This window comes from Stenotrophomonas pavanii, assembly GCF_900101175.1.
In the GTDB taxonomy this organism is placed as follows: Bacteria; Pseudomonadota; Gammaproteobacteria; order Xanthomonadales; family Xanthomonadaceae; genus Stenotrophomonas; species Stenotrophomonas pavanii.
Map to the genome: position 1 here is coordinate 14,014 of NZ_FNFQ01000009.1, position 19,206 is coordinate 33,219.

At 66.7% G+C, this 19,206-nt stretch carries 16 protein-coding genes and 1 tRNA gene; 9 read left to right on the forward strand and 8 right to left on the reverse strand.

The window, feature by feature from the left end:
• Window positions 1–101 precede the first annotated feature (101 nt).
• Window positions 102–1,985, forward strand: coding sequence for a M61 family metallopeptidase (locus tag BLS66_RS15020; RefSeq protein WP_074726200.1), 1,884 nt, complete (start codon window positions 102–104; stop codon window positions 1,983–1,985).
• Window positions 1,982–2,647 (forward strand): lysoplasmalogenase, encoded by a 666-nt coding sequence (locus tag BLS66_RS15025; RefSeq protein ID WP_074726201.1) that lies wholly within the window; start codon window positions 1,982–1,984, stop codon window positions 2,645–2,647. The genes BLS66_RS15020 and BLS66_RS15025 overlap by 4 nt, the downstream gene beginning before the upstream one ends.
• Window positions 2,648–2,735: 88 nt before the next feature.
• Here the strand turns inward: BLS66_RS15025 and BLS66_RS15030 are convergent, their stop codons facing one another.
• Genes BLS66_RS15030 through BLS66_RS15050 form a run of 5 tightly spaced genes read right to left on the reverse strand, consistent with a single transcriptional unit; the run spans window position 2,736 to window position 8,742 of the window.
• A complete protein-coding gene (locus BLS66_RS15030) occupies window positions 2,736–3,443 on the reverse strand; it encodes a hypothetical protein (protein WP_049466128.1) in 708 nt (235 codons plus the stop codon).
• Window positions 3,440–4,396, reverse strand: coding sequence for a hypothetical protein (locus BLS66_RS15035; RefSeq protein ID WP_049466130.1), 957 nt, complete (start codon window positions 4,394–4,396; stop codon window positions 3,440–3,442). The genes BLS66_RS15030 and BLS66_RS15035 overlap by 4 nt, the downstream gene beginning before the upstream one ends.
• Window positions 4,397–4,439: 43 nt before the next feature.
• Window positions 4,440–7,235 carry a TonB-dependent receptor plug domain-containing protein gene (locus BLS66_RS15040; RefSeq protein WP_074726202.1) on the reverse strand — a complete coding sequence of 932 codons (2,796 nt, stop codon included), beginning with the start codon at window positions 7,233–7,235 and terminating at the stop codon, window positions 4,440–4,442.
• Window positions 7,236–7,249: 14 nt separating this feature from the next.
• Window positions 7,250–8,218 carry a FecR family protein gene (locus BLS66_RS15045; protein ID WP_074726203.1) on the reverse strand — a complete coding sequence of 323 codons (969 nt, stop codon included), beginning with the start codon at window positions 8,216–8,218 and terminating at the stop codon, window positions 7,250–7,252.
• Window positions 8,215–8,742 carry an RNA polymerase sigma factor gene (locus BLS66_RS15050; RefSeq protein ID WP_074726204.1) on the reverse strand — a complete coding sequence of 176 codons (528 nt, stop codon included), beginning with the start codon at window positions 8,740–8,742 and terminating at the stop codon, window positions 8,215–8,217. The genes BLS66_RS15045 and BLS66_RS15050 overlap by 4 nt, the downstream gene beginning before the upstream one ends.
• Window positions 8,743–8,978: 236 nt before the next feature.
• Here BLS66_RS15050 and BLS66_RS15055 point away from each other — a divergent pair, with 236 nt between their 5' ends.
• From BLS66_RS15055 to BLS66_RS15065, 3 genes are all read left to right on the forward strand, one after another.
• The gene (locus BLS66_RS15055) at window positions 8,979–11,852 is read left to right on the forward strand and encodes an autotransporter domain-containing protein (RefSeq protein WP_074726205.1); all 2,874 of its coding nucleotides are present in this window, start codon (window positions 8,979–8,981) and stop codon (window positions 11,850–11,852) included.
• A gap of 97 nt (window positions 11,853–11,949) precedes the next feature.
• Window positions 11,950–12,954, forward strand: coding sequence for a 2-hydroxyacid dehydrogenase (locus BLS66_RS15060; protein ID WP_074726206.1), 1,005 nt, complete (start codon window positions 11,950–11,952; stop codon window positions 12,952–12,954).
• A 50-nt stretch (window positions 12,955–13,004) separates the two neighbouring features.
• Window positions 13,005–13,080, forward strand: a tRNA-Thr gene (locus tag BLS66_RS15065).
• Window positions 13,081–13,084: 4 nt separating this feature from the next.
• On the opposite strand, the gene BLS66_RS20845 is transcribed toward BLS66_RS15065, so the two are convergent.
• The 3 genes from BLS66_RS20845 to BLS66_RS15080 form a co-directional block, all read right to left on the reverse strand.
• Window positions 13,085–13,495 carry a hypothetical protein gene (locus tag BLS66_RS20845; protein ID WP_208596527.1) on the reverse strand — a complete coding sequence of 137 codons (411 nt, stop codon included), beginning with the start codon at window positions 13,493–13,495 and terminating at the stop codon, window positions 13,085–13,087.
• Window positions 13,496–13,822: 327 nt separating this feature from the next.
• Window positions 13,823–14,158 carry a hypothetical protein gene (locus tag BLS66_RS15075; protein ID WP_074726207.1) on the reverse strand — a complete coding sequence of 112 codons (336 nt, stop codon included), beginning with the start codon at window positions 14,156–14,158 and terminating at the stop codon, window positions 13,823–13,825.
• 13 nt (window positions 14,159–14,171) lie between these two features.
• Entirely contained in the window at window positions 14,172–14,807 is a 636-nt protein-coding gene (locus tag BLS66_RS15080) for a GyrI-like domain-containing protein (RefSeq protein WP_074726208.1), read from the reverse strand.
• A 354-nt stretch (window positions 14,808–15,161) separates the two neighbouring features.
• Between BLS66_RS15080 and cyoA the strand changes: the two genes are divergently transcribed.
• From cyoA to cyoD, 4 genes are read left to right on the forward strand one after another with little or no spacing between them, the layout of a single operon-like run.
• A complete protein-coding gene (cyoA, locus tag BLS66_RS15085; RefSeq protein WP_014646391.1) occupies window positions 15,162–16,202 on the forward strand; it encodes a ubiquinol oxidase subunit II in 1,041 nt (346 codons plus the stop codon).
• A 2-nt stretch (window positions 16,203–16,204) separates the two neighbouring features.
• Window positions 16,205–18,202 carry a cytochrome o ubiquinol oxidase subunit I gene (cyoB, locus tag BLS66_RS15090; protein WP_053462474.1) on the forward strand — a complete coding sequence of 666 codons (1,998 nt, stop codon included), beginning with the start codon at window positions 16,205–16,207 and terminating at the stop codon, window positions 18,200–18,202.
• Entirely contained in the window at window positions 18,199–18,837 is a 639-nt protein-coding gene (cyoC, locus tag BLS66_RS15095) for a cytochrome o ubiquinol oxidase subunit III (protein WP_049465799.1), read from the forward strand. The genes cyoB and cyoC overlap by 4 nt, the downstream gene beginning before the upstream one ends.
• Window positions 18,837–19,178 carry a cytochrome o ubiquinol oxidase subunit IV gene (cyoD, locus tag BLS66_RS15100; RefSeq protein ID WP_049465797.1) on the forward strand — a complete coding sequence of 114 codons (342 nt, stop codon included), beginning with the start codon at window positions 18,837–18,839 and terminating at the stop codon, window positions 19,176–19,178. The genes cyoC and cyoD overlap by 1 nt, the downstream gene beginning before the upstream one ends.
• The last annotated feature ends 28 nt before the right edge of the window (window positions 19,179–19,206 follow it).

Sequence of the window (19,206 nt, forward strand, 5' to 3'; positions counted from 1 at the left end):
TCGCATGCAAGGATGGGCGGCCTGCCCATGACCTTTGGCCATGGGGCAGGGCACGCTACAGGCCTAGCATCGGAGGATTCCCCGCTGTTGGAAGCTGCCTGATGAAGACCCGAGCCCTGGCACTGTCGTTGCTGTTTGCGCTGGCGGCCACGCCCGCGCTGGCGCAGGCCTCGCCGCCGGGGGATGCCGCAGCCGCCGGCCTGCTGCGCATCGATGTCGACGCGCGTGACCTGGCCCGGCGCATCTTCAAGGTGACCGCCACCGTACCGGCCAAGCCCGGCCCGATGACCCTGCTGTACCCGCAGTGGATTCCTGGCAACCATTCGCCCACCGGCCCGATCGACAAGCTGGCCGGCCTGCGCGTGACCGCCAACGGCAAGCCGCTGGCCTGGCAGCGCGACCAGTACAACGTCTATGCCTTCAAGGTGAACGTACCGGAGGGCGTCAGCGAGATCGTCGCCCACTTCGATTTCCTGTCCTCGCAGGGCGGCAGCCAGGGTCGGGTGGTGATGACCCCGGAAATGCTCAACCTGCAGTGGAACGCCAACTCGCTGTACCCGGCCGGCGTCGATGCGCGCCAGCTGCAGGCGCAGGCCAGCGTGACCCTGCCCAAGGGCTGGTCGTTCGCCACCGCTCTGGAGACCGCACGCCGCGACGGCGACACCGTGGTGTTCAAGCCAATCTCCTACGACCACCTGGTCGATTCGCCGCTGTTTGCCGGCGAGCACTACCAGCGCATTGATCTCGATCCGGGCGCGAAGGTACCAGTGCACCTCAACGTGTTCGCCGACGACGCCAAGTCGCTGAAGCCGAGCGAGGCGCAGATCACGATGCACCGCGCGCTGGTGCAGCAGGCCGACAAGCTCTATGGCGCGCGCCACTACAACCACTATGAGTTCCTGCTGGCATTGACCGACCGCCTCGGTGGCATCGGCCTGGAGCATCACCGTTCCAGCGAGAACAGCGCCGACCCGGGTTACTTCACCGAGTGGGACAGCAACGCCTGGATGCGCGACCTGCTGCCGCACGAGTACACCCATTCCTGGAACGGCAAGTACCGTCGCGGCGCCGACCTGGCCACTGCCAACTTCAACGTGCCCATGGGCGACAGCCTGCTGTGGGTGTACGAAGGGCAGACCCAGTTCTGGGGGCAGGTGCTGGCGGCACGCTCGGGGTTGTGGTCGGCTGCGCAGGCGCGCGACATGCTGGCCAATGTGGCCGCGACCTATGACCGTGGCCGCCCGGGCCTGGCCTGGCGTCCGCTGCAGGACACCACCAACGACCCGACCATCGCCCAGCGCCGCACGCTGCCGTATCGCAACTACCAGATGAGCGAAGACTACTACTCCGGCGGCCAGATGCTGTGGCTGGAAGTGGAAGGCAAGCTGCGCGAACTGAGTGGCAACCGCCGCAGCCTGGATGACTTCGCGCGCACCTTCTTCGGCGTCGGCAATGGCGACTGGGACGTCAACCCGTACACCTTCGACGACGTGGTCGCGACCTTGAACGGCATCGCGCCGTACGACTGGGCGACGTTCCTGCGCGGGCGCCTGGACGGCCACGGCGCGTTGACCGGTGGCCTGGAGCTGGCGGGCTGGAAGCTGGCCTACCGCGATACGCCGAACGATGCCTACAAGGCGCAGGAGAAGCGCGCCAAGGCCGCATTGCTGGCGTACTCGCTGGGTGCGACGGTGCTCGACAACGGTACGGTCGGCGACGTGATCTGGGACAGCCCGGCCTTCAACGCCGGCCTGGCGCCTGGCATGAAGGTGATTGCCGTTGGCGGACGCGAGTACAGCAGCCAGCGCTTGAAGGATGCGGTAGCTGCGGCGGCGAAGGACAAGGCGCCGATCGTGTTGCTGGTGAAGCAGTTCGACCGCATCGACGCGATGAACATCGACTACCACGGTGGCCTGCAGTACCCGGTGCTGGAGCGTATCGCCGGCAAGCCTGACCGCCTTGCGGAGCTGTGGAAGGCGCGATGAAGCCGCGCGCCCGCGATGGCGTGATCCTGCTGATGGCGATCCTCGCCATCCTCGGCGCGTTCCTGGACGGTGACGGGCGCTGGCTGCACTGGCTGACCAAGCCCGCGACCACGCTGCTGATCGCGGCCATCGCCTGGCGGGTGTGTGATCCTGCGCAGCCGACCTACCGGCGCGCGGTGCTGGCCGGCATGCTGCTGTCGTGCGTGGGTGACATCGCGTTGATGTTGCCGGTGGATGCGTTCGTGCCGGGGCTGGTGGCATTCCTGCTGGCGCACCTCTGCTACATCGTGGCCTTCCGCGACGGCCTGCGCGCGGGCCGCGGACTGTTCGTCGCCGCCGTGTTGCTGGGCGCCTTTGCCATGCTCAACGTGATGGGCCTCTGGCCGCACCTGCCCGCACCGATGCGCATTCCGGTGCTGGCGTATGTGGTGGTGCTGGCCTCGATGGCGGTGCTGGCCCTGGCACGGCAGTGGCGCCGGCCACCGCCCGCTGCCGTGGAAGCCAGCAGCGCGCGCTGGGCGGCCGCCGGTGCGCTGCTGTTCGTCGCCAGCGATTCACTACTGGCCTGGGACCGCTTCGCCGGCGGCCTGCCACTGGCCAGCCTGCTGGTGCTCTCCACGTACTACGGCGCGCAGTACGCCATCGCCCGCTCGGTGAAATAGCAAAAAGGGGACGGAGGGGATTAAGTCGTTTACAGCACCGTGGCGTAAACGACTTAATCCCCTCCGTCCCCTTTTTTTGGGGCGTTGGCTATCGGTGGCTTACGTTGCCGGGCCGGCCCTGCGCATCGAACGACAGTCGTGCGGACTGGCGATCACCGGCGACCTCGTCCGGCAGCCAGGCCAGGGTGCCGCCCTTGCGCACGATCACATAGACGTGGCCGACGTCACCCGGTGTGCCCATCAATGCGTTGCGCTGTGCCTGCAGCGCCTGCGCCACGCGGGGTACGGCCTCGAAATCGATGTTGGCCAGCGCCGTGCTGCTGCGGCGCAGGGTGATGGTGGGCGCGAAGCGTTGCGGATCGACCGGGTCGCCCTTGCGCCATTGACCACGCTCGAAGTGGTAGCTGTCGACGCGGGTCGGCTGCTGCGGATCGACCAAGTCCAGGTTGATGCGGCCGTCGTCGTAGAAGTGGATGCTGTGGAACACCGTCAGCCGGTGCCCAGCCAGCGCAGGCATCTGTTCCAGTGCCTGGCGGGCGGCCAGCAGGTAGTCCGCATCGAACAACCGGTTGTTGCGTTCGGGCACCAGCGGCGGCCGCGGCTCGGTCATCGGCGCGAGCGACGCGGGCCTCTCACGCGCGGGCGGCATGGCGATCGGCGCGCTTGCGCTGTCGGCCTGCACCGAATGGCCCAGTGTTTCGCCGATCGTCTGCAGCGCACCACCGGCAACGGCGGCGCCGGCCAGCACCAGCAGAACGGCGGAAAACACCACGGACGTGGAAGGCGGCTGCTTCATACACCCTCCAGGCGCACGTTGCTGCGGTCATCCGGGTCGTACAGCAGCGTGACCCGCTCGCGCGGGAGGCTGGCCAGCTCGATCAGCGGGATGAAGCGGCGCACGCGGGCCTGTTGCACGCTGCCTTCGCGGTCGATGTATTCCAGCTGGAACTCCACCTGCGGTTGTTCGTTGAGATAGGTGCCGGTCTGGCGCACCTTCAACACCCGGGCCTCCACGCCGATGCCGCGATACTTCAGCGCGTCACCGCGGGCATCGGCCTGCAGCAGCCGGCCGAGCAGGCGCAGGCCCAGCGCGTAGCCGCACAACACCAGTGGGCACACCAGCAGGGGATGGCCGAAAGACAGGAAGGTCCAGCCCAGGCCCTCGCTCTGCAGCCGATAGGCGACCACGTAGGCACTGGCCACCGCCACGATGCCGATCACCGCACCGACACCACGGCGCCAGAGGCTGCCGACATCCAGCTCCGGTTGCGCCCCCTCCAGCACCACATTGGGAAACGCGCCCGGCGCGCGGCTCAGGCGGGCCTCGATGCGCTTGCCGGCCACGAAACGCTGCAACTGCGGCTTGCTGTCCACCACCAGGAGTTGTTCGCTGATCGGGGTGCCGGACAGGTTCTCGAAGGCCAGCTGCAGTTTCCATTGCGCCAGGCCACGCACCTGCACGCCGGTCTGCTCGGCCTGTTCGATCAATGCGTCGCGCGCTTCACCGTCGGCCAGGATCGAGCGCACGCGGTGCAGGGCACGCGGCGGGCCCAGCAGCAGGTAGTGCAGGAAGGCGAGCAGCAGGGCCAGCCACAGGATCACCGACAGCGCGAGCAGCAGCAGGGCCAGCCAGGGCGCGCTGCGGTCGGCCAGTTGCACCGGCCACGACGTGCCGACGTAGAGGATGCAGGGGAAGGGCAACGCGAAGAACAGCAGGAACGCGCCCCAGAACCAGAGATAGGCCTTCATGGGGTGGTGGGACCGATGGAACAGGTCGCGTAGGGTACTACGCTCAGCGGATCTGCAGCGTCAGCAGGAAATAGCGGCCGAGTGGATCATCCAGCCCCGGCATCTGGCCACCATTGCCGACCAGATAGTTCACCGGTTGCGTGTCGAGCACGTTGTGCACGTCCAGCGCGGCGACCACGCGCGGCCCCAGCCGTCGTGCGAGATGCAGGTTCCAGCGCAGCTGCCGGGGGTTCATGCAGTGGTTCTGCTCGCGCTGTTCCTCCGGGCATTCCGCACCGGGCAGCCAGGCGCGCGTGCGCCCGACCTGGTTGCCGCGCAGGGCAATGTCCCAGCTGCTGTTCTGCCACTGCACATTGAGCACCGCGGCCATCATCGGCGTGACATGGCCGCGCAGGTCCACGGTAGCGTCCTGGCCACGCTCTCGGCGCAGCGCCTGCTGCTTCAGTGCATCGAGCGAGAACAGCCACTGGCCGGTGCTGCCGGTGTCGATGTGGTATTCCCCACGCAGTACAAAGTTGCGCGACGTGGTACGGCCGATGTTGTCGAAGGACAGGCGCAGGTTGTACAGGCGTCCTTCCTCGTCCAGCTCCCAGGTGCTGCGGTTCCACACCGCATCGGCCGGTTGCAGGGCCAGGATTTCATTGCGCAGCTCGACGATGTTGTGGGTCAGCGACAGCGAGAACGTGTCGGTCGGCGTCCAGGTCGCGCCGAGCGAATGGCTGTGCGACCGCTCGGCCTTCAACGCATCGTTCTCCACCACGTCCACGGTGACGCTGCAGCGCCCGTTGCCGCTGCTCTGCGCGCAGTCGGGCAGTGCGCTGGAGGCCGGCAGCTCGATTGCACCGAAGTAGCCCGGGGGCCGCCGTTGTTCGAACAGGCTGGGGGCCCGGTAGCCGCGCCCGCTGGCAAGCAGGAAGGACCAACGGGGCGTGGGGCTCCAGCGCACGCCCACGCGGGGGGAGAAGGCCTGGTAGTCGCCGTCGCGGTCCCAGCGTGCGGCCAGGTCCATGCGCAGCGTGTGCGCCAGGGGCAGGCCGAGCTCGGCATAGGCACCGCCGCTGCGGCGCGACAGGTGGCGCTGTTCCTGCGGCAGGCCCAGCGCCAGGTCGCCCTGGCTCAGCAGGGCGTCGGGATGCGAGGTCCAGCGCTCCTGGCGCAGGTCGATGCCGGTGGCCAGTTGTGCAGCACCGCCGGCCAACGGCACCAACTCGCGCTGCATGCCCCACCAGCCCTGCCACTGCTCGGTACGCCCGCGATTGCGGATCGAGGGGAACAACTGCGCGGCGGTCTCCGCCGGCAGCGAGGTGAAGCCGGGCAGGAAATCCAGCGTCTCCGCCGCGCGCAGCAGCGGTTCGGCACGCACCGTACCCGACGTGGTAAGGGTGACATCGCTGCGCTGTGCGCTGATCCCGGCCTCCCAGCTGCGCCGGCCCTGGTCGCGGCCGATGCCGACGGTGACATCGGCGTCGGTGGCGCGTACATGCGGGCGCACGTTGCCGGCTTCGCGCAGCACGCTGTTGAAGGTGAAGCCATACAGGCCGATGGCAACGGCGGTCGGGCCCAGGTCGAAGCGTTGCCGGTTGTGGCTGGCCCGCGCCTCGGCGTAGGCATAGCGACCTTCACCACGCTCATGGCGATAGCGCAGGTAGGCCGCGGCGGTATCCGAAGCCGGTTGCAGCGAGCGCGGGCGCGCGCTGTCGAACCAGCAGGCACCGTCGCGTCGCTTCAATGGTCCTTCGCAGCGCTTTGCCGGCCAGTAGCGTCCATCGCGGAACGCGCCGATCAGGTACTGCGAGGTTTCCGCATGCCACTCGCGACGATCACCGGCCACGTGCTCGATGCGGTGCAGGTCAATGCCGGCGAACCAGCGGTCCCCCCCTTCGCGCACGCCACCGGTCGCCGCCTGCACGCGATACTGGCCGGCGTCGCCGCGTCCGCTCAGGCCGGTCTGCAGCATGGCCTCAGGGCCGTCGGCCTGGTCGCGCAGGATGATGTTGACCACGCCGGACATCGCGTCGGCGCCATAGATGGCCGAGGCGCCGCCGCGCACCAGTTCGATGCGTTCGACGAAGCTGAGCGGGATGCCGCCCAGGTCGGTGAGGCCGCCCTGTTCCAGCGACACCATGGGATAGCGTGGCAGGCGACGGCCATTGACCAGGAACAGGGTCGCACGCGGGCCCATGCCGTCCAGGCTGGTGGTGGTGGCCGCACCGACCGGCAGGTACTGCGAATCGCCACCCCGCGAGGTGCTCATCGCCGGGTGCCCGTTCATGCCCGGCAAGTGGCGCAGCAGGTCGAACAGGCTGCCGTAACCGCTGCGCAGGATGTCATCGCGGTCGATGATGGTCACCGGCAGCGTGGTCTGCACGGAGGTGCGTGGCAGCCGGCTGCCGGTGACATGGATCGGCGCCAGTTCCACCTGTGGTGGCGCCTCGGCCGCCCTGCGCGGTGCAGGGACGGCGGGCGCGGCGCGCACTGCGGCCGGCGGTGGCGATGGCGGCACGGAGTGGATGCGGCGTATGACGAACCCGCCTGAGGGTGTGCGCAGGATATTCACCGGCATGCCCGCGACCAGCTGCTTCAGGGCTGCGGCCGCATCGCTGTGGCCGCGGGTGCCGGAGGTGCGCAGGCCGTCCAGCTCGCGGGCGTCGAACAGCAGCGCGATGCTGCTCTGCCGTGCCCATTGCTGCAACGCCGGCGCCAGGGGCCCGGCACCCACGTGCAGCTCCAGCGTGCCGGCCTGTTCGGCCGCACCGGCAGGCGGCAGGGCGGCCAGGCTCAGCGAGATGCAGAACAGGCTGCGGAGCAGCCCCGCCTGCAGCGCGCCCGGTACTGCCATCACTGCAAGTCTCCTCAGTACGTGCGGCGCAGTTCCAGCGCGCCATCCGGTCGCATCTGGCCAGCCACCGACCAGCCCAGTTGCAGTGCCGACAGCAGTTCCTGCGCGTCGCCGGCACGGAAGGTGCCACTCACCGCCAGGTTGGCGATCTCGGGATCGGCGATCACCAGCGGCGCGTGGCCATAGCGGTTCATGCGCTCGACCACGATCGACAGGGGCGTGGCATCGAACACCAGCTGTCCCTGCAGCCAGGCTTCGGCAGCCGCATTGGACGACAGTGCCGGGCCGGGCTGGATGCGGCCCGATGGCAGCACCTGCAGCTGCTGGCCGGGTGACAGGGTGTGCTGGGCGCTTCCCGTGCTGACTTCCACCGCGCCTTCCAGCAGCGCGACTTCGACCAGGCCGCTGCGCAGGCGTTCCACCTGGAAGGTGGTGCCGATGTCGCGGATGGTGCTGTCGCCGACGCGCAGCTGCAGCGCCTTGCGCGACGGCGCGACCTGCAGCTGCATCCGGCCCTGTTCCAGCACCAGCTTGCGATGGCGCCAACCGAATCGCGCGTGCAGGGTAGTGCCGGCATCGAGGGTGACGGTGCTGCCATCGGCCAGCGTCTGCTGCCGGGGCTGGTGCGAATCATTGGCGTAGCGCAGCGGCGTGGGGTTGCCGTCGACGGCGACCATCCAGCCGATCCCGATCGTCAGGCAGATGCCTGCGGCAGCGGCCAGCGCTGGCAGCCAGCGACGTCGCGCCGGCCGCGCCGCTCGTGCCGCGGCGGTGCGCAGCCACGGATCGGCGGCCAGTCCTTCGCCCTGCTGGAACAGGGTCTCGGCCTGGATCCAGGCGCTGACATGGGCCGGGTCTTCGGCCAGCCAGTCCTCAAACGACTCGCGCTCGCCCGGCGTACAGTCCGGCGCTTCCAGCCGCGCCACCCAGGCGCTGGCGCGTTCAAACAACAGGGTGTTTTCCCTTGGCCTGGCGTGGCTCATCCGTTGTCCCTGTCGTTGTGCAGCGGATCCGATCCGAGTTCCTGGCGCAGCCCCTGCAGGGCACGGGCGATATGCTTTTCCACGGTCTTGGCAGTAATTCCACAGTGCCGCGCGATCTGCGTGTAGCTCATGCCGGTGATCCGGTTGAGCAGGTACACCTCGCGTGCGCGCTCGGGCAGCTTGAACAGGGCCTGCCGCAGCAGGGACAACATCTGCCCGGACTCGGCCTGGCGCAATGGATCGGGCGACGTGCTGGAAGGCTCGTTGCCGCCATCGTGCTCGGCGAGGGACAGATGCGGCCGCGACTGCGACGAACGGCCGCGATCTGCCAGGCGGTTGCGGGCGATACGATACAGCAGCAACCGCAGCTCGTCGGCGCTGTGCGCGCGATAGCGGATCAGCCGCTCCATGCAGTCCTGCGCGATGTCCTCGGCATCCTCCGGCCCGACACCGCGCGTGCGCAGGAATGCGCACAACGGCGCGCGCTCTTCCCGTACGAACGCAATGAACGCGTCCGCAGGCACGGACAGGTCCGGCGCGCGATGGATCAGAGGAGAGGGGGCGGACAGGGCTGGCCTCGGACGTCGGTGGCGGGTGCGTCTTCGAGTTTTACGCGACGATGACCGGATGGGGAAGAGTGTGCGTGGCCCCTGATTCCATTGTGAATGCATTCATGTTTCGACGTCCGCGCCGCTGGGGGAGATCGCACGGTCCGGACGTTGAACTCCTGACCCGTGTGTTGCGGGTGGAGAGAGACCACATGAAGCACTCGAAGTTGAGCCTGGCCCTTGCGGGCCTGATCGGCATCACCGCCACCACGGCGGTTGATGACGTCATGGCAATGAATTATCACGTGCAGGACGACCGCGTCTTCCTCAGCGGCGGGGTCACCGTCGCCGACGTGGTGGCGCTGCCCGCGCTGCTGGCCAAGGCGCAGGCCGAAGGGCGCCCGATCCGCGAGGTCGTGCTGCGCACATCCAATGGCGGCGCGCTGATCGCCGGCGAGTGGCTGCAGGCGGTGATCCGCACCCAGGGGCTGGACACCATCGTGTCCGGCCACTGCATTTCGTCCTGCTCGATCATGCAGTCCGGCGGCGTCAACCGTTACCTCGGCGGCGATCTGCCGCTGGTCGATTCGGTGCAGATCCATGCCGCCAGCAGCGGTGGCAGGATCACCTACGCACCGTCTGCGCGCATGACCCAGATCTACACCGGCAACTACGGTGGCGGCATGGATGCGGGCCTGCTGCACAAGGCCATGTATGAGGTGGTGCAGCCCAATGGCCTGCTGGTGTTCCGCGACCCGGCGCGCACCACGGGTACCTCGGTCACCTTCGATCCGGATGGCAGCGGCAGCAAGCTGCAGTCGTTCCCGGGCCAGGACATCCGCAGCAACACCATCATCAACACGGCGGGCTACCGCGATCCGGGCGACACCCTGCGTGTCACCAGCAACGTCAGTGGTGACATCAACCCGGGCTACCTGCGCACCGCGCGCCAGCTGCAGGCCTTCGTCGACGACGATTTCGCGCGCTGGAACACCGATTGGGCCAGTACCTACATCAACTATGCGGTGAGCCTGTACAACGTCTCCACGCGCGGTCCGAACGGCATCGGTGCACAGTCGCTGCAGCAGCTGCTTGCCGATCCCGACCTCCAGGACGCGTTGCGCGGACAGCTGCGGCTGGCTGATCTGGATGCCTCGACCCTGGCCAGTTCCGCCGGCGTGATCCGTGTCAGCAATGGCGCCACCTGGCGCACTGCGGAAACCACCGGCGCTGATTTCATGCTGGTCGACAACGGCACCCTCGCACTGGAGGGCGGCGCACTGCGCACTCCCGAGCTGCGGGTGATGCCGGGCAGCATCGTGGTCGGCCATGGTGACATCGCATCGGTGGGCGTGGACACCGACGCGCTGCTGGACGGCACCGGCCCGTCCTACCGCGAAGACGGCTTCAACCGTCTGCGCGTGTTCGGCACGCTGATGCCGCGCGGTGGCGATCTGGTGACCCACGGCTACGTCAACATCATGCCCGGCGGCCAGGTGCTGTTCGACGTCACCGACGCCGGTGGCGCCGGCAGTGGCCGGTTGCGCGTCGGCAGCTTCCACGATGGCGGTGCCGAAGCGGGGGCGCTGGTGATCGCACAGGGCGCACACCTGGCCTTGAACGTCGCCCAGGGCTTCTATCCCGGTGCCTACCGCCGCGACCTGGTGGAGGGGCCGATCTACCAGGGTGGTTTCCAGGATGTCGTGCGGCTCGGCGATGCCGGCTACAGCGCCAGCATCACTGCGGGCGACGTGTTCCGCCCGCGCCACAATTCGCTGCTCAGCTTCAACGTCAACCAGACGGCCGATGGCCTGTGGCTGACCGCCAACCCGGGCTTCGATCAGCTGGGCCTGTTCGCCAACGGCACCTCCGGTGATGGACTGGGGCGCGCGCTGGCAGCCGCATCGGACCGCCAGGACAGTGGCCTGAAGTCGCTGCTCGGCGCGCTTCAGTTCACCGACCGCGATGTGATCGCACAGCAGGCTGGCGCCCTGCGCGGTGATGCACATGCCAGCCTGCGCCTGGCCGACAACGCACTGCTGGGCAGCATCGGCAACGTGGTGCAGCAGCACCAGGCGGCGATGCGCAGTGGCGGCGATGCCGATGGCCTGGCCTCGCAGGCGGCGCAGTCGGTCTCGGCGCAGCCGGGCATGCGCCATGGCAGCCTGTTCAACCAGTTGGCCATGCATCTGGTCGAGCCAGCGGGCGAGGCTGCTGGCGACAGCGGCGTAGCGGGTCGCAGCCGTGGCCTGTGGGCGCGCGGTTTCGCCAGCCATGGCCGCATCGACGCCGAGGGTGGCGTGGCCGGCCTGAGCCATACCGTCGGCGGCATCGTGGTCGGTGCCGACACCCGCGTGGCCGATGACCGCGTGACCCTCGGCGTCAGCGTGGCCGCGGCCGACATGTCGACCAAGGCCAGCGATGGCTCCGGTTTCAGTGGCGACGTGCGCGCGCTGGATGTGGGCGGCTACCTGGATGCGACCTATTCGCGTGGCTACCTGTCGGCGGCCGTGCGCTACACCGACCTGCGCCACGACACCCGCCGCAGCCTGTCGGCCATCGAGGGCCTGCAGCAGCCGTTGCGCGCCCGATACAGCAGCGATGCGATCTCGGCGCGGGTCGAACACGCGTTCTCTTTCACCCGCGGCAAGGGACTGGTGATCCAGCCGCTGCTGCCGGTGGTGGACTACGCGCGGACCTCGGCCACCCGCTTCAACGAAGGGCAGGGCACCGGTGCGCTGGTGGGGCGCAGCGGCAGCCTGGAGAGCATCCGCGTGGGCGCCGGCCTGCAGGTGTTCAGGACCTTCGAGGGCAACAACGGCGAGCGCATCACCCCGCGTGCCCGCGTGGTCTGGCAGAAGGAGCTGGGCGATTCGCAGGCGCGCTATAGCACCGGCTTTGCTGCCGCCCCGGACCTGGTGTTTGGTGCCAGCAGCCAGGCCGTGGGCGAGCAGGTGCTGGCCTGGAACCTGGGCGTGACCAGTCGTGCCAGCGAGCGCCTGTCGATCATGGCCGACTACGTGGGTGAGCGCCGCGACGGGCAGATCCAGAACGGCGTGATGCTGGGCCTGGGCTACAGGTTCTAAGGGGGACTCGGCTCCGGCGACATCCGTATCGCCGGGGCCGTCCCATCAGGGCAGGTGCTGCGGTATGGTCGGCAGGGAACTCCCGCCAGGCCCCTCCATGCAGATCGCCGTTTTCAGTGCCCGCCCCTACGATCGTCGTTTCCTCGACGAGGCCAACCAGCGCGATGCGGCCGGGCAGGGCTTTGCGTTCGTGTACTTCGATGCCGCGCTGGACGTGCATACCGCAGCGCTTGCGCAGGATTGCGTTGCTGTCTGCGTGTTCGTCAACGACCGCCTGGACGCGCCGGTTCTGCACGCGCTGCATGCCTTGGGCGTGCGCGCCGTGCTGCTGCGCTGCGCCGGCTTCAACAATGTGGACCTGGCCGCCGCGAAAGCACTGGACCTGTTCGTCGCGCGGGTACCGGCCTATTCCCCCGAAGCCGTGGCCGAGCACGCGCTGGCGCTGGTGATGACGCTCAACCGGCAGACCCATCGCGCCTACAACCGCGTGCGCGAGGGCAACTTCATGCTGGATGGCCTGCTCGGGCGCACCCTGCATGGGCGCACGGTCGGCATCGTCGGCACCGGCAAGATCGGCCTGGCTACCGCGCGCATCTTCCACGGCATGGGCTGCACCGTGCTGGGGTACGACCCGTATCCATCGGCGGCCTTCGCCGCCGTGGGCGAAGGGGTTGGACTGGAGGAGCTGCTGGCGCGCGCCGATATCGTGTCGCTGCATTGCCCGCTGACACCCGATACCCAGCATCTGATCAATGACGCCTCGCTGGCGCGGATGAAGACCGGCGCGATGCTGGTCAACACCTCGCGCGGCGGGCTGGTGGATACCCATGCGGTGATCCGCGCGCTGAAGTCGCGGCGGCTGGGCCACCTGGCCATCGACGTCTACGAGCAGGAAAGCGCGCTGTTCTTCCAGGACCTTTCCGGCGAGATCATCGACGACGAGGCCTTCCAACGCCTGATGACCTTCCCCAACGTGCTGGTGACCGGCCACCAGGGCTTCTTCACCGTGGAGGCACTGCAGGAGATCTCGGCGATCACGCTGGGGAACCTGCGGGATTTTGCCGGGGGGCGGGCGTGTGCGAACCGGGTGGGGGCGAGCTGAGCGGGGTGGATTGACCGCCGGGGCGCGCAGCCCGTAAAATCGCGGGCTACGCCGGAATAGCTCAGTTGGTAGAGCGGCGCATTCGTAATGCGTAGGTCGCAGGTTCGACTCCTGTTTCCGGCACCAGTTGCTATGAAAAGCCCCGGCCTTGGTCGGGGCTTTTTGTTTGGGCTGTGCTGGCGCGGGCCATGGGCCGGGGCGAGCGTCCGATGGAACGGCGGGCATGTACCTGCTCGGTGAGGCTCATTACCATTGCCGAGGTGGATTGCTTGCGGCGCTGGACCGGGCAACACAGTTTCAATAAACGGGGGATCTCATGAAGAAGATCGTGGTGAGTCTGATTGCGTGCGTCGTTCTTGCCGGCTGTGCAACCCGCCAGATCAGCTCCGAACAGGCGCAACCGGTGCCTGCCGACCGGGTTTTCGCCTTCAATGGGATCGGTGACAGTGCTTCCGGACAGGTAATCGTTACGCGCGACGTCGGCGCGGTTGGTGGGGCGTGCCCGCTTGCACTGTATATCGACGGCACCCTTGCGGCCCATCTGCAGCGGGGAGAGTCTGTCTCGCTGTCTGTTCCCGCCGGCAATCGCATTGTCAGCGCAAGTTTCGCAGGCAAAGGTCTCTGTTCGTGGGGGGGGAATCGGCGCATAGGCGCGAGATTTCCCAAATGGTCACGGCGGGTGGCAGAACCAAGATCCGTCTCGCGTTGGCCCATGATGGCGTGATTCAGATCGGTCCGACCGCGTTCTAGGCGCGCTCCACGCAAGGCGAGCAGGTCCATCAACAGAACGCCCCGGCCCTTGCGGGGGCTTTCTGTTTCTGCCCAAGGAACAGGGTTGGTCGGCAACGTCACCGATGGAAACACGCCTTCATTTGCGTCCAGCGATCACCGGACCCCGTGCCAGCCACCACGCGAGCTGCCGGAGATAACCACCTGCAGCTCCCGCCAATGCGCCGATCAGCAGGCGTGCAAGCGCCTTGGTCCCACGCGAGGCCCGCTCACGCACCCCTGGCAGTGCCGCCACCAGCTGCGCACCCAGCAACAGCACCAGCACGTCCAGCCCCAGCGCGTCCACCACCGGCAACAACGGCAGCAGATCCGGATTGCAGGCCAGCACGATCACCAGCGCGGCACCCAGCACGGCCATCAGGCGGCGCCCGGCGGGCAGGGTGGTCCAGTGCAGCAGTCGGTTGATCAGGTGCATGGCATTCCTTGTGTCATGTGCCGGAATCCTCATCAGGCTTGATCGGCCGCACCGGCTGCCGCAGCACGGTTTTCAACCGCGCCGCGTCGGTCCTGCGCGGGTCGCTCAGGTAGATCTCGTGATGGGGGCCGGCAAAGGTGTAACCCAGTGCGGGCATTACTTCGTCATGCAGGTGCGCCAGGACGGCCCCTTCGTCGTCGTAGGCGCCCACGTGCAAGGTCTGCAGGCTGGGGCCTTCGGCAAGGCGTTCATGGCGGAGGCTCGGCGGGGCATCTCCCAGCTTCGCGCGCGCCTTGCTGATCGCCGCTTGCCACTGCGCAGGCCGGATGTCCTCAGGCGTGCGGATCATCACGGTCCAGGCCCACTCATCCTTGCGCCGCGCGACGAAGCTGGCCGGGTCCTCGGCGCTCCACAGCGCCTCCAGCGGTGGCACCACGTAGTCGCGCCTTTCGGCCTTCAGCGCGAACTTCAGTGCATAGCTCACCGAATACAGCCACTGCACGGCCTGTGCGTAGGCGGGAGCGGTGTTCGGGTCGCCGCGACCATCGACCATCACGTAGGGCAGGGGCGGTACATCGACCGGTACGAACCTGCCGGCGGGCGGTTGATAGAGCGCCCGGTCGCGCTTCCTGAAGTCGATCTTGTCCATCGGGGGCTTCCTCCTGTGCCGAGCATCCCATGCCGGTCACCCGGCCGCACGCTGAACCGGTTCAGGTGACTTTGCCGAACGAGGGCGAACGGCCCCGCGAACGCCCGGGGCCGGGATGCCGCCCTGGGTCATGCGCCCGTCACACCTGCGCGGTGCGACAACGTGTCGCAGCCAGAATCGGGCCTTTCCTGCGCTCGATCAATGTCAATGCCTTTCTTAAATGGTGGGTGACGGCCTAAAATTGAAAGGCTGACTCGACCCCACCTCCCTGCCTGTCTTCCGGACCGGTGGGACCGGCTTTGGCCGGAACAGGCAGGGACGGGGAACGGCATTCCCTCGCAATTGGATCGACCGATGATTCCGTTGAAAACCCTTGGGCGCTGGTTGCGCCCGGGCCTGCTGCTTTCGTTGCTGGTGATGCTCACCGGCTGCGATGCCGTGGCCATCCTCAGTCCGAAGGGCCAGATCGGCCAGGATGAGAAGACCCTGCTGATCACGGCCACCGTGCTCATGCTGCTGGTCGTCATCCCGGTCATCATCATGACCCTGACGTTCGCGTGGAAGTATCGCGCCTCCAACACCAAGGCCCGCTACGAGCCGAAGTGGTCCCACTCGACGGCGATCGAGGTGGTGGTGTGGTCGATCCCGTGCATGATCGTGCTGGTCCTGGCAGTCCTGACCTGGCGCTCGTCGCACGCACTGGACCCGTACCGTCCGCTGGATTCGGACGTCAAGCCGGTCACCATCGAGGCGATCTCGCTGGACTGGAAGTGGCTGTTCATCTATCCGGAAGAGAAGGTGGCGGTCGTCAACGAAATCAAGTTCCCGGTCAACACGCCGCTGAACTTCAAGATCACGTCCGATTCGGTGATGAATGCGTTCTTCATCCCGCACCTGGGCAGCATGATCTACTCGATGGCTGCGATGGAGACCAAGCTCCACCTGATCGCCAACGAGACCGGTGAATTCCCGGGCATGTCCTCGCACTACAGCGGCGCGGGCTTCGCCAAGATGCACTTCACCGCCTACTCGGTCACTGATGCCGAGTACCGCCAGTGGCTGGACCAGGTCCGCGCCGGCGAGCAGACCCTGGACAAGGCCTCGTTCAAGGCGCTGGGTGAAGCACGCAACGCCGAGTGGTATCCGGTCACCTACTTCGGCAAGACCGAAGAAGGCCTGTTCGACTGGGTCATCGCCAAGCACATGGGCGACAACAAGCATTACGGCATGAAGCACTCGCATGCCGGTGCCGCCGCTGCCGATGCCGCCACCCATGAAGCGCACGAGGGCCATGCCCCCAGTGACGCGCATGATTCCAAGGAATCGGGTGAAAACCTGGATGCCAACGAACACGAACACGCAGGCCATGCCGGCCACGCGGGTTCGGGAGAATGAACATGTTGGGAAAACTCTCTCTTGAGTCGATCCCCCACGATCCGATCGTGCTGACCACCCTGGTCGGCGCGATTCTTGGTGGCCTGGGCGTCGTCGCCCTGATCACCAAGTTCAAGCTGTGGGGCTATCTGTGGAAGGAGTGGTTCACTTCGGTGGATCACAAGAAGATCGGCGTGATGTACCTCATCGTCGCCTTCGTCATGCTGCTGCGCGGTTTCTCCGACGCCATCATGATGCGTACCCAGCAGGCCATCGCCGTCGGTGGCTCGGAGGGTTACCTGCCGCCGCACCACTACGACCAGATCTTCACCGCCCACGGCGTGATCATGATCTTCTTCGTGGCGATGCCGCTGATCACCGGCCTGATGAACCTGGCCGTGCCGCTGCAGATCGGTGCGCGCGACGTCGCGTTCCCGTTCGTCAACTCGCTCAGCTTCTGGCTGTTCGTGTCCGGTGCGGTGCTGATCATGCTGTCGCTGTGGATCGGTGAGTTCGCTGCCACCGGCTGGCTGGCGTTCCCGCCGTTGTCGGGCATCGAATACAGTCCAAGCGTCGGCATGGACTACTACATCTGGGGTCTACAGGTCGCTGGCCTGGGTACCACGCTGAGCGGTATCAACTTCTTCATCACCATCCTGAAGATGCGTACCCCCAGCATGAAGCTGATGCAGATGCCGGTGTTCACCTGGACTGCCCTGGTGACCAACGTGCTGATCGTCGCCGCGTTCCCGGTGCTGACCATCACCCTGGTGCTGCTGACCCTGGACCGTTACCTGGGTACGCACTTCTTCACCAATGACGGCGGCGGCAACGCCATGCTGTACATCAACCTGATCTGGATCTGGGGTCACCCGGAGGTGTACATCCTGGTCCTGCCGGCGTTTGGTGTGTTCTCCGAAGTCATCGCGACCTTCTCGCGCAAGGCGCTGTTCGGTTACAAGGGCATGGTCTACGCCACCGCCTGCATCGGCGTGCTGTCGTTCATCGTGTGGCTGCACCACTTCTTCACCATGGGCTCGGGTGCCAACGTCAATGCCTTCTTCGGCATCACGACGATGATCATCTCGATCCCGACCGGCGTGAAGATCTTCAACTGGTTGTTCACCATGTTCCGCGGTCGCGTGCACTTCACCACCCCGGTGCTGTGGACGATCGGCTTCATGGTCACCTTCGTCATCGGCGGCATGACCGGCGTGATGCTGGCGATCCCGGCCATCGACTTCGTGCTGCACAACAGCCTGTTCCTGATCGCCCACTTCCATAACGTCATCATCGGCGGCGTGGTGTTCGGCATGTTCGCCGGCATCACCTACTGGTGGCCGAAGATGTTCGGCTTCCGCCTCAACGAGTTCTGGGGCAAGTGCGCGTTCTGGTGCTGGTTCATCGGCTTCTACGTGACCTTCATGCCGATGTACGTGCTGGGCTTCATGGGCATGACCCGTCGTCTGCAGAGCACCGTCAACCCGGCCTACGAGCCGCTGCTGCTGGTTGCCGCCTGCGGTGCGTTCATCGTCGGCGCCGGCATCCTGTGCCAGATCATCCAGGTGGCCGTGTCGATCCGCGACCGCAAGAAGACCGTCGACCTGACCGGCGACCCGTGGGATGCCCGTACGCTGGAGTGGGAAACCTCTTCGCCGCCGGCCTTCTACAACTTCGCGACCCTGCCGGACGTCACCGAGCTGGACGATTTCTGGGAGCGCAAGCAGCGTGGTGAAGCCTGGCCGAAGCCGGCCAAGTACACCGACATCCACATGCCGCGCAACACCGGCACGGGCGTTGTCATCGGCGCCTTCAGCCTGGTGTTCGGCTTCGCGATGATCTGGCACATCTGGTGGCTGGCCATCGTCGGCTTCGTCGGCATGATCGCCACGTTCATCTACCGCACCTTCGACCAGGACGTGGACTACTGGGTCCCGGCCGCCGAGGTGGAACGCATCGAGAACGCACACCGCAAGCACCTGGAAGCCCAGGGCCTGGTGAAGTCGGAGCTGAAGGCATGAGCACCAATACCTCGACCCTGAGCCACGGGCACGCCGCGCAAGCGGCGGCCCATGGCCATGACGACCACGAGCACCACGACACCGGCGGCAACACCGTCTTCGGTTTCTGGGTGTACCTGATGAGCGACTGCCTCATCTTCGCCTCGCTGTTCGCCACCTACGTGGTGCTGTCCGGCGGTACCGACGGCGGCCCCGGCGCGAAGGACCTGTTCGAGCTGCCGTTCGTGGCGTGGGAAACCGCGCTGCTGCTGACCTCGTCGCTGACCTTCGGCCTGGGCATGATCGCCATGCACCGCAAGCAGGTCGGCCAGATGTTCCTGTGGCTGGCGGTTACCTGGCTGCTGGGCTTCGGCTTCATGTGCATGGAAGTCTATGAGTTCCAGCACCTGATCCATCAGGGCTACGGTCCGGACCGCAGTGCCTTCCTGTCGGCGTTCTTCGCCCTGGTCGGTACCCACGGCCTGCACGTCAGCGCCGGCCTGCTGTGGCTGCTGGTGATGTTCGTGCAGCTGAAGAAGTACGGCCTGACCCCGACCAACAAGACCCGCATGGCGTGCCTGAGCCTGTTCTGGCACTTCCTGGACCTGATCTGGATCGGCGTGTTCTCCGTCGTCTACCTCAATGGAGCGCTGTAATGGCACATGACAACCACGCACACGACCACGGCACCGGCGGCGAAAGCCACGGCAGCGTGAAGTCGTACCTGATCGGCTTCGTGCTGGCGGTGGTGCTGACCGTCATCCCGTTCTGGATGGTGATGTCGGGCGACTTCTCCCGCACCGTCAACGGTGTGGTGATCGCGGTTACCGCGGTGCTGCAGATGCTGGTCCACCTGGTGTTCTTCCTGCACCTGGACCGCTCGTCGGAAAGCCGCTGGAACGTCAACGCTGCGGCCTTCACCATCGTGGTGATCGGCATCATCGTGGTCGGCACCCTGTGGGTCATGCACAACATGAACGTGCACATGATGCACTGACGTCCTGGCGACGTTGCCACGCAGAAAG

Bases quoted from the DNA above. Each gene is read 5' to 3' on its own strand.
- BLS66_RS15020 (WP_074726200.1), top strand. From the start codon at position 102: ATGAAGACCCGAGCCCTGGCACTGTCGTTGCTGTTTGCGCTGGCGGCC.
- BLS66_RS15025 (WP_074726201.1), top strand. From the start codon at position 1,982: ATGAAGCCGCGCGCCCGCGATGGCGTGATCCTGCTGATGGCGATCCTC.
- BLS66_RS15030 (WP_049466128.1), bottom strand. From the start codon at position 3,443: ATGAAGCAGCCGCCTTCCACGTCCGTGGTGTTTTCCGCCGTTCTGCTG.
- BLS66_RS15035 (WP_049466130.1), bottom strand. From the start codon at position 4,396: ATGAAGGCCTATCTCTGGTTCTGGGGCGCGTTCCTGCTGTTCTTCGCG.
- BLS66_RS15040 (WP_074726202.1), bottom strand. From the start codon at position 7,235: ATGGCAGTACCGGGCGCGCTGCAGGCGGGGCTGCTCCGCAGCCTGTTC.
- BLS66_RS15045 (WP_074726203.1), bottom strand. From the start codon at position 8,218: ATGAGCCACGCCAGGCCAAGGGAAAACACCCTGTTGTTTGAACGCGCC.
- BLS66_RS15055 (WP_074726205.1), top strand. From the start codon at position 8,979: ATGAAGCACTCGAAGTTGAGCCTGGCCCTTGCGGGCCTGATCGGCATC.
- BLS66_RS15060 (WP_074726206.1), top strand. From the start codon at position 11,950: ATGCAGATCGCCGTTTTCAGTGCCCGCCCCTACGATCGTCGTTTCCTC.
- BLS66_RS20845 (WP_208596527.1), bottom strand. From the start codon at position 13,495: ATGGGCCGCAAGGGTGCCGTCGATATACAGTGCAAGCGGGCACGCCCC.
- BLS66_RS15075 (WP_074726207.1), bottom strand. From the start codon at position 14,158: ATGCACCTGATCAACCGACTGCTGCACTGGACCACCCTGCCCGCCGGG.
- BLS66_RS15080 (WP_074726208.1), bottom strand. From the start codon at position 14,807: ATGGACAAGATCGACTTCAGGAAGCGCGACCGGGCGCTCTATCAACCG.
- cyoA (WP_014646391.1), top strand. From the start codon at position 15,162: ATGATTCCGTTGAAAACCCTTGGGCGCTGGTTGCGCCCGGGCCTGCTG.
- cyoB (WP_053462474.1), top strand. From the start codon at position 16,205: ATGTTGGGAAAACTCTCTCTTGAGTCGATCCCCCACGATCCGATCGTG.
- cyoC (WP_049465799.1), top strand. From the start codon at position 18,199: ATGAGCACCAATACCTCGACCCTGAGCCACGGGCACGCCGCGCAAGCG.
- cyoD (WP_049465797.1), top strand. From the start codon at position 18,837: ATGGCACATGACAACCACGCACACGACCACGGCACCGGCGGCGAAAGC.